The organism is Acinetobacter sp. CFCC 10889, from assembly GCF_003268395.1.
Classification (GTDB): domain Bacteria; phylum Pseudomonadota; class Gammaproteobacteria; order Pseudomonadales; family Moraxellaceae; genus Acinetobacter.
The window spans coordinates 1-14,078 of the sequence record NZ_LQXQ01000045.1 but is presented as its reverse complement, the minus strand read 5'-3'; the positions used below and the strand labels follow the sequence as shown (position 1 = coordinate 14,078).

Annotated in this window: 13 protein-coding genes; 6 read left to right on the top strand and 7 right to left on the bottom strand. The window is 37.1% G+C overall.

Going from position 1 to position 14,078, the window contains the following annotated elements; all coding sequences use genetic code 11:
- Window positions 1–33: 33 nt before the first annotated feature.
- From AVJ19_RS15355 to AVJ19_RS15345, 3 genes are all read left to right on the top strand, one after another.
- A complete protein-coding gene (locus tag AVJ19_RS15355; protein ID WP_111860528.1) occupies window positions 34–1,155 on the top strand; it encodes a 5-(carboxyamino)imidazole ribonucleotide synthase in 1,122 nt (373 codons plus the stop codon).
- Window positions 1,156–1,295: 140 nt separating this feature from the next.
- Window positions 1,296–2,267, top strand: a complete 972-nt coding sequence (locus AVJ19_RS15350; RefSeq protein WP_111860527.1) for an acyl-CoA desaturase — start codon at window positions 1,296–1,298, stop codon at window positions 2,265–2,267.
- 559 nt (window positions 2,268–2,826) lie between these two features.
- Window positions 2,827–4,122, top strand: coding sequence for a lytic murein transglycosylase (locus AVJ19_RS15345; RefSeq protein ID WP_111860550.1), 1,296 nt, complete (start codon window positions 2,827–2,829; stop codon window positions 4,120–4,122).
- A gap of 85 nt (window positions 4,123–4,207) precedes the next feature.
- Here AVJ19_RS15345 and AVJ19_RS15340 read toward each other — a convergent pair whose 3' ends face one another.
- From AVJ19_RS15340 to AVJ19_RS15330, 3 genes are all read right to left on the bottom strand, one after another.
- A complete protein-coding gene (locus tag AVJ19_RS15340) occupies window positions 4,208–4,576 on the bottom strand; it encodes a hypothetical protein (protein WP_111860526.1) in 369 nt (122 codons plus the stop codon).
- Between the two features lie 103 nt (window positions 4,577–4,679).
- Complete coding sequence (locus AVJ19_RS15335; protein ID WP_111860525.1) at window positions 4,680–5,594, bottom strand: matrixin family metalloprotease; 915 nt, start codon at window positions 5,592–5,594, stop codon at window positions 4,680–4,682.
- A gap of 96 nt (window positions 5,595–5,690) precedes the next feature.
- Window positions 5,691–6,110: a hypothetical protein gene (locus AVJ19_RS15330; protein WP_111860524.1), complete on the bottom strand. Its 420-nt coding sequence runs from the start codon at window positions 6,108–6,110 to the stop codon at window positions 5,691–5,693.
- A gap of 148 nt (window positions 6,111–6,258) precedes the next feature.
- Between AVJ19_RS15330 and AVJ19_RS15325 the strand changes: the two genes are divergently transcribed.
- Window positions 6,259–6,819, top strand: coding sequence for a hypothetical protein (locus tag AVJ19_RS15325; protein WP_111860523.1), 561 nt, complete (start codon window positions 6,259–6,261; stop codon window positions 6,817–6,819).
- Window positions 6,820–6,872: 53 nt separating this feature from the next.
- Here the strand turns inward: AVJ19_RS15325 and dnaK are convergent, their stop codons facing one another.
- The 3 genes from dnaK to AVJ19_RS15310 all read right to left on the bottom strand — a co-directional run bounded on the left by dnaK (window position 6,873) and on the right by AVJ19_RS15310 (window position 11,152).
- On the bottom strand, window positions 6,873–8,816 hold the full coding sequence (gene dnaK / locus AVJ19_RS15320) for a molecular chaperone DnaK (protein ID WP_111860522.1): 1,944 nt from the start codon (window positions 8,814–8,816) through the stop codon (window positions 6,873–6,875).
- A 156-nt stretch (window positions 8,817–8,972) separates the two neighbouring features.
- Window positions 8,973–9,509: a nucleotide exchange factor GrpE gene (gene grpE, locus AVJ19_RS15315; protein WP_111860549.1), complete on the bottom strand. Its 537-nt coding sequence runs from the start codon at window positions 9,507–9,509 to the stop codon at window positions 8,973–8,975.
- Window positions 9,510–10,660: 1,151 nt separating this feature from the next.
- On the bottom strand, window positions 10,661–11,152 hold the full coding sequence (locus AVJ19_RS15310) for a hypothetical protein (protein ID WP_111860521.1): 492 nt from the start codon (window positions 11,150–11,152) through the stop codon (window positions 10,661–10,663).
- 204 nt (window positions 11,153–11,356) lie between these two features.
- Between AVJ19_RS15310 and AVJ19_RS15305 the strand changes: the two genes are divergently transcribed.
- Window positions 11,357–12,427, top strand: a complete 1,071-nt coding sequence (locus AVJ19_RS15305) for an alpha/beta hydrolase (RefSeq protein ID WP_111860520.1) — start codon at window positions 11,357–11,359, stop codon at window positions 12,425–12,427.
- A 41-nt stretch (window positions 12,428–12,468) separates the two neighbouring features.
- Here the strand turns inward: AVJ19_RS15305 and AVJ19_RS15300 are convergent, their stop codons facing one another.
- The gene (locus AVJ19_RS15300; protein ID WP_111860519.1) at window positions 12,469–13,122 is read right to left on the bottom strand and encodes an acetoacetate decarboxylase family protein; all 654 of its coding nucleotides are present in this window, start codon (window positions 13,120–13,122) and stop codon (window positions 12,469–12,471) included.
- A gap of 114 nt (window positions 13,123–13,236) precedes the next feature.
- Here AVJ19_RS15300 and AVJ19_RS15295 point away from each other — a divergent pair, with 114 nt between their 5' ends.
- Window positions 13,237–13,800, top strand: coding sequence for a peptidylprolyl isomerase (locus AVJ19_RS15295; RefSeq protein WP_111860518.1), 564 nt, complete (start codon window positions 13,237–13,239; stop codon window positions 13,798–13,800).
- Window positions 13,801–14,078 lie beyond the last annotated feature (278 nt).

The window sequence follows — 14,078 nt, the reverse complement described above, 5'->3', positions numbered from 1 at the left end:
CAGTCAAGCCAAGCGAAAAACAGGACACAGATTATGGATAAAACCATCGGTATTTTTGGTGGTGGTCAATTGGGTCGAATGATGGCGCAAGCTGCCCTACCCCTAAATATTCAATGCACCTTTTTTGAAGCCAGCCAAGATTGTCCATCTGCTGCATTAGGTCAAGTATTTTCAACCAAAGCGGAAAATGGCTTGCAAGATTTTATTGCCAGCGCAGATGTATTCAGCCTTGAGTTTGAAAATACACCGTTGATCGATGTCGATGTTTTGACCAAACAAAAAGATTTACATCCGCCACGTCAGGCTTTGGCGATTGCACAACATCGTTTGTCTGAAAAAGCACTGTTTGATGCGCTTGCGATCCCTGTTGCGCCGTATAAAGCGGTGACTTCACTCGATGAATTAAAAGCAGCGGTTGAACAACTCGGCTTACCGATTGTCCTGAAAACCTCACGTGGTGGTTATGATGGCAAAGGTCAGTTTGTATTGCGTACAGCAGATCAGATTGATCAAGCTTGGGTTGAACTCGGCCCTGCAGGTGAATTGATTGCGGAAAGTTTTGTGACTTTCTCACGTGAAGTGTCGATCATTGCAGTGCGTGGTATTGATGGTGATGTAAAAACTTGGCCTTTGGCTGAAAATCATCATCACAATGGTATCTTGTCGCACTCGATTGTACCTGCGCCAAACAGCACAGATTTACAGCCTGTGGCACAGGATTACATCACGCGTTTATTGAACCATTTAAACTATGTCGGTGTACTGACACTTGAGTTATTCGTAACAGAAAAAGGCTTATATGCCAATGAGATGGCACCACGTGTGCATAACTCAGGGCATTGGTCGATTGAAGGTGCGATTTGTTCACAGTTTGAAAATCATATTCGTGCTGTTGCAGGTTTACCGCTTGGTTCAACTGAAGTGGTTCGCCCAACCGTGATGGTGAATATCATTGGTCAATATCCCAAATCTGAAGATGTTTTGGCGTTAAAAGGTGCACACATGCACCTTTACAATAAAACTGAGCGTGAAGGTCGTAAGATTGGACATATTACTTTAATGCCGAATGACAGTGCAGAATTGACGACTTTATGCCGTCAATTGGCGAAGATTCTACCGAATCCGTTGGCTTTGAGTGAAGATATGAGCATCTAAATGCTAAATATCCAATAATCAAAAAGCGACTTCCTTGGAGGTCGCTTTTTTGTGTTAAATAAGCCATTTACTTTACTAAAAACACTCTGTATAAAATATAAACAATAACGATTCAATAATAATCCTACAGGGGGCATAATATGTCCGAAATCATTGAAATTGCACGTATTAAGATGCAAAACCCATTCACCAATGCGGTGCATGGGCAAGTAAAATGGTCACCAACAAAATCTCTGTGGGTTTTCAGCCATTTAGCGATTGCATTGGTTGGTGGATTTTTGACATTTTCACTTGAAGCAGTCTTAGTGTTTTTATTTACCACCGCATTTACCCTTTGTTTTGGGCATTCTTTAGGGATGCATCGCAAACTGATTCATCACAGTTATCAGTGTCCGAAGTGGCTTGAATATTTTCTTGTACATTTAGGCGTTATTGTTGGTTTGGCTGGACCTTTTGGCATGGTACATACGCATGACTTACGCGATTGGGCGCAAAGACAGAAAGATTGCCATTCTTATTTACGGCATGGTGAACATATTTTAAAAGACGGTTGGTGGCAACTGCATTGTGATCTAAAACTTGAACATCCCCCTGTTTTTACGCCTGAAAGTCGTTTGAAAGATGATGCTGTTTATCGTTTTATGGAAAAGACTTGGATGTTGCAACAACTACCTTTGGCATTGTTGTTATTTGCCTGTGGTGGGATCGCTTGGGTGGTTTGGGGAATATCTGCTCGTATCGTGATTTCAGTGATGGGACATTGGTTGGTGGGCTATTTTGCGCATAATCATGGTGAAATGGATCATGAGGTGGTGAATGCAGCGGTACAAGGACACAATGTCAAATGGGCGTCTTATATCACCATGGGTGAATCGTGGCACAACAACCATCATGCATTTCCTGAGTCAGCGATTTTAGGTATTTATGACAATCAACCAGATCCGGGTTGGTGGGCGTTGAATGCGATGAAAAATGTGGGTTTGGTTTGGGATATTGTATTGCCAGAAGATTTACCATATCGGAAAAATTTAAAAGCACTGACTTATCGTGCAGTGGAAGGTACGGGAAGTAAAGCACCATTTAGATGTCCTGTGACGGGTTTATTTCGTTAAAAATGTTTAGATTCTAGGCGAATGAGCGAAGATATGAGCATTTAAATCTAAATTTGCATGTAAAAAAAGCGATCGAATCTTTGGTCGCTTTTTTATTTTTTTTATTTCAGTATGATGTCGACCTTTCATTTTCATCATCTCAATATTGGGTATGGATGAATATTTATTTCCTAAAATAATTTTATTTCATGATTTAAATTCAAACTTTTATATTTGAATTTAAAATCTACGATTTCGATGTTTGAATTTAAATTTTTCATCTTTTGAATTTAAATAAAATCAATATAAATAAATTGTTTAATCCATGTTTTAAAGATTTAAATTCAGAATTTACTGTGGATAACTTTTGCTAAAAGTTTGAATTTAAATTCATTGATGAGGTTTTGAATTTAAAAATAAGACTTATATGAATTGTGGATAAAATATTTGAATTCAAAATTAAATTATGAATTTAAAAAGTAGAAAATGAATTCAAAAATTACGTTTTGTTTCTGTCATTTTATCCACAGAATGGTATGTTAATAGCATAATTTTAATGAACAAAGATTTTGTGGATTATATGCGTAACTTAGCTTTTTTATGTGGTAGTGCTCTTTTAGCCATGACACAGGCAAATGCTGAATTGGTGATTAATGGTCAAACATCACCTGCAAGTTCAACAACAGTGATTGCAAATACAGCGTCAGATTATTCACCACAACGAGATTTTCAAGGTTGTTTAGCAAATTTGCGTTCAAGTGCTATCCGATCAGGTGTGAGCGGTTCAACCTATGATCGTTATACGCAAAATTTAACGCCTGATTATTCAGTGATTGCGAAATTGAATTATCAACCTGAATTTTCTACACCGATTTGGGATTATCTTTCAGGTTTGGTGGATGAGGAGCGGGTGGAAAAGGGTCGACAAATGTTGGCACAACACCGTGAAGTGTTAAATCGTGTAGCTGCGGCATATGGTGTACCTGCTGAAACAGTAGTTGCGGTATGGGGGGTAGAGAGTAATTTTGGTGATATTTCAGGTAAATACCCATTATTACAAGCTTTGGGAACATTGAGCTGTGAAGGGCGTCGTCAAGATTATTTCCGAGGTGAGTTTTTTGCCACCATGCGTATTTTACAACGTGGTGATTTACGTGAAGAACAATTGAAAGGTTCATGGGCGGGGGCATTCGGTCATACCCAATTTATGCCATCGACTTATGAAGAGTTAGCTGTTGATTTTGATGGCGATGGTCGCCGTGACTTGGTTTCAAGTACTGCGGATGCCTTGGCTTCTACAGCCAACTTTCTGAAAAAACGTGGTTGGCAAACAGGTATGCCGTGGGGCTTTGAAGTACGTATTCCTGATAGTGCTTCAGTTGGCGGTGAAAGTCGTCGCAATAAAAAATCACTCAGTTCTTGGGAAAATCGTGGATTTACCCGTGTTGATGGCACGCCAATCATTCAAGGTAATTTATCAGGTGGATCGCAAGCAGGTTTAATGATGCCAGCAGGGGCGAATGGTCCAGCTTTCTTAGTGTTTAAAAACTTTGATGCGATTTATGGTTATAACGCTGCGGAAAGTTATGCTTTGGCAATTGCACATTTGTCAGATCGTTTGCAAGGTAAGGGCACTTTCCAAACAGCTTGGCCAACAGCAGATGCAGGAACATCTCGTGCAGAGCGCCGTGAAATTCAAAATTATTTATTGAAAAAAGGCTATCCGATTGGTGATGCGGATGGTTTGATTGGGGATAAAACCCGTCAGGCAATTCAACAAGAGCAAACCAAGTTGGGCTTAAATCCAACAGGTCGTGCAGGGCAGCAGATTCTAAAAGCATTTAGAAATGAAGCTGCTCAAAATATGATGCAATAAGTTTCTATTTGTATTTTAAATGAGTATCGTAAAAAGTCTGCATGTGCAGACCTTTTTCAATTGAAATCCAATGCTGTATTAAATTTCAGTCTGAACCGAGTTTTACAGCTTCTAATAAGTCTAAAATCACCGCAGTCACATCCTGAGTATGATCACGATCATTGAAAATTTCATATGCTGTGATGGTCACATCCGTATCGCTAGGTAATTGTTTTTGTTCTTCTTCAATTAAATGTTGGATCGGGAGCAAAGTCTGCTTAATTTCAATATGTAAAATATCAGCGAACTCGATATTTTCTTCTTCAAGCTCGATTTGTTGCTCATTGAAATAAGGCAATAAAATAGAATGGAGATAAGGTTGAAGTTCCGTAATATCAAAAATTTCAATATCACGTGTTTGTTCAATCGTGCTGATATGATCATTTACTTCAAGAATAATATGATAATAACTCACTGGAATCTCCTTTAAATATCTATTGTCACAATAGCATGATTTTTAAAAAATAAAATGAATACTTATTTATAATATGGATTTCAAATAAGCATTAAACTACTTCTCAGCGTGAGTTTAACATTGCTAAATCGGCTGCGGCTAATTTAAAGTTTTGCAAATCTTGTTCTTCCATGGTGGGGTACATCAGTGCTTTCGGATCAGCATTGTGTAATAGCCCGAGTGCATGACCTAATTCATGGGCAATCGTCACTCGTAAATCTGCGTCAGATTGAAATTCATAAATATTAATACTTTGTCCATTAAACACGCCTTTATCGAACTGACGAGGTTGAAAGCGAGCATTAAACTTGTCTACTGAATGGTTAAATTGTTGATTATTTGAGTTTAGAACATCGACTTGTTGATTCAGTTGATTCACTTTTTTATTATGTACAGCAAGTTTTTGATTTAAATTGATTTGTTCGGTTTGTAATTGATTTTTTAATTGTTCTAATTGAGCTTGTGCTGATGGATGCATGGCTTGATTTGACTGGTTAATGTTTTGCACAAATTGATTGTATTGCGTGACTTTGCTTTCATAATTTACTTTATTTATTTCTAATTCACGATTGGACTGATCTAATTCGGCACGCAATTTTTCAATATTTGATCTTTCACTATTCTGATATTGTTGCGTATTTTCCAAAATATTTAATTCTTGCTGACGAGCTGTAGATTCAGCTTGGCGTTCATCGTAGATCAAATTAATGGCTAGTTTGGCATTGGGATCATAAACAAATAAGCTTTTCATTGTGCCTTGATGCCAAATTTCAGCAGCTTGTTGTGCCAAATCTTGCACTTGTGATTGGCTGAGGTTAAAGCGTGGATCAACCTCACCGATACGATAGCGTAGACGTGTGTCTAAAGGATGAGAAATACGATCTATCACAGAATTATGATTGAGTTGCGGATGTAAATAACGCTGTATAGAAAAATAAGCGGTAAAAATAATTGTGAAAATAATCAACCAATAGCGCATTTTTTATATTTTAAAGTTGCAATATGGTTAATGTAGCTTAAATTCAAAAATGCGCAAGGGAACTTTAAATATTCTCTATGATGAAATGTTGAAGAATTAATTTTTTTCTTCAAATAAAGGTTCATATAAGGCTGGAATTGCTAAAATCGTCAGCAAAATACCTGCAGAAACAAAAGCCAAATCATTGAAAATAGCAGCGAAACTGCTCATATAAATCCAATGCATATAAGGTAAAAAGTAGATGAGAAAAGCAGGGAAGAATGTATAGAGATAGGCTTTTCTTGCCCAATGTTTCCGTAAAAATAAGCCAATGGTAATAATAAAAATTAGAATGGTTGCACCTGTAATAATAAATAATTCTAGGCTTTGTGCTTCGATATATAAGGTTTTATCGAGCAGAGCAAGTTCAGGTTGTGGACTAAATATATCGACCAATGCTGCGATGATCGGCAGAATAAATTGGGCAGCAATGAGACTATAAAATACAGGTAAAGTAATAGCAGGGGATTTTTGCATTTTTGTAGCTCATTTTATGCTCCTGATCAATATAAAATAAATTGCAGTATAAAAAAACCGCTCAATCTTTTGAGGTTCTTTATTGAACAAAGTGGCTTTTAATAACTATATGTTTAATAATGGTCGAATTATGTAAGAAGAATAAAATATGAAAAATTTTTTTAGTAAAATTTTTAAAATAAAGAGTTCCGATGTGAAAAACATTCAAAATACCGAAGAGCTTTATTTTCCGAATATGGTTGAACAAATTCTTCACCCATTAGGTGGGAAAATTCTAAAACCGGAAAATTGGCATTATCTAGAGGCTCATGATGATTTGACTTACAACTGGTATTTTTCTGAAGAAAATATAAAAGAAAATAAAGGATATACAACTGGAGTCAGAATTCAATTAATGGTTTCCCCGCTGAAAAATACAGGTTGTTCGGCTAAAGAACGATTAATAAAAATTTTTAATGAAAAGCAAAAAGAAGCTCAACAAGTCATTCAAATTAGACCAGAAACAAATGAAGGGTTATTTATTTCTATAGGTTTGGAATTGATTGAAGGTGTACATCATACGATGTATAGCTTTGCTTGGGGGAGTAATGATATGGATATGGCAATTATTATTGTTTCAGGCACAAAAAATGAATCTTGGAACAAATATCATCATATTTTTCTGGCAATGCAACAATTTGAAGTCATTGATCAAAAATATTTAAAATAAACAAAAAACCGCTCAATCTCTTGAGCGGTTTTCTTTAGACATTCAATAACGAATTATTTTTTGTCATCTTTCACTTCAGTGAACTCAGCATCTACAACGCCATCGTCCGCTTTTTGCTGTTGTTGACCAGCGTCACCACCGAATTGGTTAGGATCGAAACCTTGAGCTCCGCCTTGACCTTGAGTAGCTTCATACGCACGTTGAGTAATCGGCATGATGATGTTTTGTAAAGCTTCAGTTTTTGCCTTGATTGCATCAACATCATTTTCTTTCGCAGTCACTTCAAGCTCAGATACCGCAGCGTCAATCGCAGATTTCTCATCAGCAGTCACTTGTTCGCCAAGATCTTTTACTGCTTTTTGAGAAGATGAAACGAGTGCATCAGCTTCGTTACGGGCTTTTGCAAGTTCTTCGAACTTACGATCTTCTTCAGCATTCGCTTCAGCATCTTTGATCATCGCTTCAATTTCAGCATCGCTCAAACCAGAGTTTGCTTTAATTTGAATTGATTGCTCTTTACCTGTGCTCTTATCTTTTGCAGATACTTTCAAGATACCATCAGCGTTAATGTCGAACGATACTTCAATTTGTGGCACACCACGTGGAGCAGGAGGGATGTCGCCTAATTGGAAGTTACCTAACAATTTGTTTTGCTGCGCCATTTTACGTTCACCTTGGAACACAGAAATGTCTACAGCAGGTTGGTTGTCCGCAGCAGTCGAGAACACTTGAGATTTCTTCGCAGGAATCGTGGTGTTTTTCTCGATGATCGCTGTTAACACGCCACCCATCGTTTCAATACCGAGTGTCAATGGAGTCACGTCAAGTAAAAGTACGTCAGTTTTGTCACCTGAAAGTACCGCACCTTGAATCGCAGCACCAATTGCCACTGCTTCATCAGGGTTTACGTCTTTACGAGGTTCTTTACCGAAGAACTCTTGAACTTTTTGTTGAACCATTGGCATACGTGACTGACCACCAACCAAGATCACGTCAGAGATGTCGCTTGTTGAAAGACCAGCATCTTTAAGCGCAATTTTACAAGGTTCAATGGTACGAGCAACCAAGTCAGCAACCAAACCTTCAAGTTTTGCACGAGTTACATTGATCACTAAGTGTTTAGGACCCGTTGCATCAGCCGTGATGTATGGAAGGTTGATTTCAGTTGCATTTGAAGACGAAAGTTCAATTTTCGCTTTTTCAGCTGCTTCTTTTAAACGTTGAAGTGCAAGAGGATCTTGTTTCAAGTTAAAGTTTTGTTCTTTTTTGAACTCTTCAACCAAATAGTCGATCAATGCATTATCAAAGTCTTCACCACCAAGGAATGTATCACCGTTTGTAGACAATACTTCGATTTGTTGGTCGCCATCCAAGTCAGCAATTTCAATGATTGATACGTCAAAAGTACCACCACCAAGGTCATATACCGCAACTTTACGGTCGCCTTCTTTCTTGTCCATACCGAACGCAAGTGCAGCAGCCGTTGGTTCGTTGATGATACGTTTAACTTCTAAACCTGCGATTTTACCTGCATCTTTAGTTGCTTGACGCTGTGCATCGTTGAAGTATGCAGGAACAGTAATAACCGCTTCTGTTACTGTTTCACCAAGATAGTCTTCAGCAGTCTTTTTCATCTTTTTCAAGATTTCAGCTGAAACTTGTTGTGGTGCAAGTTTTTTGTCGTTTACTTCAACCCAAGCATCGCCATTGTCCGCTTTCACGATTTTGAATGGTGCAATACCGATGTCTTTTTGTACTGCTTGGTCTTGGTACTTACGACCGATCAAACGTTTGATTGCATACAAGGTATTTTTAGGGTTAGTCACTGCTTGACGTTTAGCAGATTGACCGACCAAAGTTTCGCCATCTTTGTACGCAACAATTGATGGAGTTGTACGAGCGCCTTCAGCATTTTCAATTACTTTAACTTTATCGCCTTCAAGTACCGCAACACATGAGTTGGTTGTACCTAAGTCAATACCGATAATTTTAGCCATTTAATATATTCCTCTAAATTCTTTTGAATCCTTTAATCTCTCGTTTTGTTGATGAGAAATTAAAAGTGATTTTCTTGTAATCCGATATGAGAGCCATTCAAAATATTTCAAGTCATTTTTGATAAAATTTCTAAAAAACTCTCGCATTTATTGGGTTTATGCACCAACCATAACCATTGCAGGGCGGAGCAGACGACCATTTAAGGTATAACCTTTTTGTAAAACATTGCCGATTTCATTGGCTTTGGCATTTGGGTCAATCCCCACTGCTTGATGCAAATCTGCATTGAAACCATTTGCTGTATCTGCTTCCACAACGCCGAATTTTTCAAGTGTAGTGAGGAGTGATTTCAACGTAAGTTTCACACCTTCAACCATTGCATTGTCTTCACCTGCGGCTTGAATCGCACGTTCAAGGTTATCGACAGATTCCAATAACTCTTTAGCAAATTTTTCAAGCACCGTATCTTTATGCTTTTCAGACTCACGTTGAATACGTTCAACGCTTTTTTGAGCTTCGTAAACTGCATTGGCAGTACGTGCTTTTTCAAGTTTTAAATCGCCTTCGAGTTGTGCAATTTGTTCTTGTAAATCCTCAACTGAAACTTCAGCTTGCTCGGTTTCAGCTTGAGTTTGCTGTTCTGCTTGCTCTTGCCCTAGATCTTGAGCGTCTTGGTTTTGCTCAGTTGCCATAGATTTACTCCGTTTAAATGGGTTCTTAAACATGTACAGTCCTTTTCGGCATCAGAGTTAACTGGGTTAATGCTGAACTGCCATGAGTGTTTAATTTGTTAATATTCAAAATGTGCGGGCATCGCCAAAAAATTCAAGTTATTGCAGTGATTATTTAATGTTATTTCGTATATTTTTAGGATTTATTGACAATTTGGTGTGTTTTGTAGGGAATTTACAGTGAAACGAGTGGTAGATTTCGGGTGTGATTTCATTTTAGAGAAATAATCGTTCAATATTTATACATAAAACCAATAATATGATCAAAATAAAATCTTTCTCAAAATAGATGAAAAGCAGTATTCTGATTTCCATCATTCATCCTGTAATGATTTAGCAATACTTTTCAATGCGTATCCAACCCTCTTGGATACGCTTTTTTTTTTGCCTAAAGCATCTATTTTACAATGTAAGGGAAATAGAGCTTTTTATTGCAATATTTAACTGGAATAGTATAGGTAATATGAAAATTTCAAATACATTTTAGTTATTTTTAATGTGAAAACAATAAATTATTTGGAATGATTGTCATGAAAATAGAGCCATTGAAAAATTAATAAAACATCTACAACATTTTACCTGATGCGCTTAAAAGTCTAACCAAGAACACACGCAGAGCAGAAAAATATCAGGAATCATAGGCAGCACAAAGAGTTTGAATCTTTGTGATGTTTATAGAGTCTCAAAAAGGAAGTATTTTAAATGAAAAAATTAGGTCTAATTTCGCTGTTATTGGCAGGTGTGTCTTTGGCTGCCGTTGGTTGTACATCAACATAATCTACCAGTGCGCCAGAAACAACAGCTACACAACAAGCTCCACAAACTGAAAGTACTGCGCAAGGTGCGAGTGTAGATGCTTCATCACAAACGGGTGTAGCAGTTCAGTCTGACCCAACTTTACAACAATCTGCACCAATCCAAGTTAATCCTGAAGCCGATGTGGTTGAGCAACCTGCTGCACAATAATAAGAGATAAATCTCTGAAAATAGACAGTTGTTTGGATGCCACAGACTATCTATTTTCATAGAGTACAAAATCAGTAAAATAAAAAACCTGAGTTAATTTTCTCAGGTTTTTTATGATCATAATAAACATGATTTAGTTGAGATATTTAGTCACGCTCATTTTCTCTACGACGATCACGCTTTTTATCATCTCGGCGTTGATTTGGTTGTTCCCATTTTTTATCATTATTTTGCCATGAGGGTTTCTGTTGTTGACGCTGTTCCCAAGTATGTCTTTGGACTTGCTGCAAGCGTTCCTGTTCACGTTCTCTACGTTGACGATCCGCACGTTCTTGTCTTTCTCGTTGTTGCCAATCACGTTGATGCTGGCGATCACGGTCGATTTGCTGTTGGCGACGTTGCTGTTCTAAGCGGGCTTGTTGTAAACGATAAGCTCGTTCTCTTTCCCAACGATCACGCTCATTATTTCGGTCATAGCGATGATCATTATCACGGTCATAGCGGCGGTCATGATCATAACCACCATAGCTTCCACCATAATAGCCACCTTGACGATATGAACCATCATCAGGAAAAGCCACACAACCGACAGCCAACACAGCAGTTGCTATAGATACAATAATTGTTTTCATCATCATGACTGCCTCCACAAAGAAATGAAACGAATAGCATAAAAAAAGTCGATTTAAAGCAAAAAAGCTAATGACAAGTACTATGAAGTCAGATTAGCGTATCTAAGTTTTATATTTGTATATCGATTGCGAGACTTCTATACAAATATAGTCAGCTAAAGTCTGATCGTGTAGAAAATATGAAGAATCAAGTAAACAAAAGGACGAACTATGGTCGCTTTGAACAATAACATCCAAGAATTAATAGAAAAGGCACAAGGTCCTGCGGCACGTTCTTTGGATCGTTTACCTAAATTTGCACAAGAATCCTTAGTGAAATTATTGGGCTATCCATATCAATACCCACAATTAGACAGTTTTACGAAATGTATGGTCGCTGCTCAGTTAAAACAGGGTAAAGTCGGGTTTATTGGTGCAGATGTAGAATATTCACGTAAACAATTTGAAGTGCAAATGCAGTCGATTGTGAATAGACCAACATCAGTTCAATCGGTTGAAGACATTCGTTTACCCCTACAAAGTGGCAGTATCTATGCCCGCCATTATCATCCTGCACCTAGCAAAAAATTACCTATGGTGGTGTTTTATCATGGTGGTGGTTTTGTGGTGGGTAGTGTAGATACTCATGATGAAGTATGTCGTTTGATTGCGACACATGCCAAAGTACAAGTACTGAGTATAGAATATCCACTTGCACCTGAGGTTGGACCTTATGATTTAATCCAGTCGTGTGAAGATGCACTTGCTTGGGTTTACCAAAATCGTCGCCAATTTAAAATTCTTAAAAATCGTATTGCAATTGCAGGCGATAGTGCTGGTGGAAATATTTGTGCAGTATTGGCACAACGAACAGTCAATAAATCTTATGCACCAGAAGCACAATTTCTGATTTACCCAGCTGTTGATTTTAAGAGCCGTCATCCATCATTCTTTGCATATAAAGATGGTCTGATTTTGACGAGTTCGGACATTGACCATGTTACTGAATACTATGCAACGAAATATAATGTCCCACTCGATGCAACTATAATTTCCCCAACCTATGGCACATTCAGAAAGTTACCACCTGCATATATCATTACTGCGGGACATGATGTACTCCATGATGAAGGTAAGATTTATGCTTATAAGCTACGTCAAAACAATGTGAAAGTGCATTACCAAGATTACGAAGACCAAACACATGGCTTTATTAACTTCACGCCAATTTCTCGTAAAGCTAAAAGAAATGTAATTGAGATGAGTAAAGAGTTTAGAAAATTTTGGGATAAATACAAATAATTATGCAATATAAAAATGCTCTCGTTTCACGTGAGAGAGCATTAAATAGGTACCTTTGTTGCTTCTGGAAAAATAAGTTCAAAACTTGGAGCATAAAAGCCCTTTAAAAAGCGTGCTTGTGAGAAATCTGGAAAAATATCTTGCGTGTTTTGCCAATGAGCTTGTGAAATAAATTCTAAAGTTCCACGAAACTGCGGTTGAAAATCATATTGAACTTGTCCATGGTGCTGTCGAATATTCAATAAGGTATTTGGGATGAATCTTGAAGAAACTGTATGAGACAAACTATTTTTAGAAAATTTAAGACGTAATAAAAGTTCTTGACCTTGATGAGAAATAGAACAAAAGAGCTGATGAGTATGACGATGCCATTCAAATTTAGCGAGTTCTTTTGGAATCCCCCAATGATAACGACCTTCATCTACAGAACTTTGACTAGAAACATAAATTTTAGGAATCGAAGACAAGTGATTTATATTTTTTAGAGGATGATCTAAAACTAATAATTCATCATAAGGACCAACAGGGGATGTATGATAGCGAACCAATACCACTTGTACTAAACGTCCGATAGACGTTGGTTGAATTCCCATCATTGAATATTGTTGGGTAAATTGAGGACTAATCCAATAATTGAGAATGAAGCCTTCTCCATTCAAATGCCAAGGCAATGAGGTGTGGATTATATTTTCCATGTAAATTTCCCTCTTACTATTCTATTAATAAATGTTAATTTTTTATTTCTAAATACGACACTAATATAAGTTGGTATAAATGAAAAGCCTAAATCTAAATCAGGAATATATGTAATGAAAAAACTGAGTTTATCACTGTTACTTTTAGCTGCTTCAAGTCAGATATTTGCCAATACACAGATGCAAATAAAAACTACACAGGGTGACATAGAAATAGAGCTTTATGACCAACAAGCTCCGATTTCAGTAAAGAACTTTCAAAACTATGTAAAGAGCCAATTTTATAATGGCACGATCTTTCACCGTGTGATTCCAGGTTTCATGATTCAAGGCGGTGGCTTTAATAGCAATATGCAAGAAAAGCCAACACAAGCTGCGATTCAAAATGAAGCAAGTAATGGTTTGAAAAATGCACGTGGTACATTGGCAATGGCAAGAACCAATGATCCAAATTCCGCAACTAGTCAATTCTTTATTAATGTCGCTAATAATGACTTTCTCAATAAAGCCACAGGAAATCCAGGCTATGCAGTATTTGGTAAAGTAACGAAAGGCATGGATGTTGTTGATAAAATCGTCAATGTACCAACAAGAAATGTAGGTGCATATCAAAATGTGCCAACACAAGCTGTAAAAATCATCAGTATTCAAACGAAAGCAAATATTGTGAAAAAATAATATAAAAAATAAAGCAGAAATATAATATTCATATTTCTGCTTTATAATTAAAAACTTATGCTTTAAATAGGGTAAATATGCATCAAATTGGTGCATAAAAAAAAGACACTCGATAAAACAAATGCTTAAAAGTACTTGCAAGCATTTTGAAATCCCCTATACTGTGCTCATCCCGACGCGATACAGCAAACAAACTTAGCTTACAGGGTTGAGTTGTTAAATGTTTATTGCGTTTTATTTATCACTGACGAAGTGATGAATTAATCATTAAGAGATTG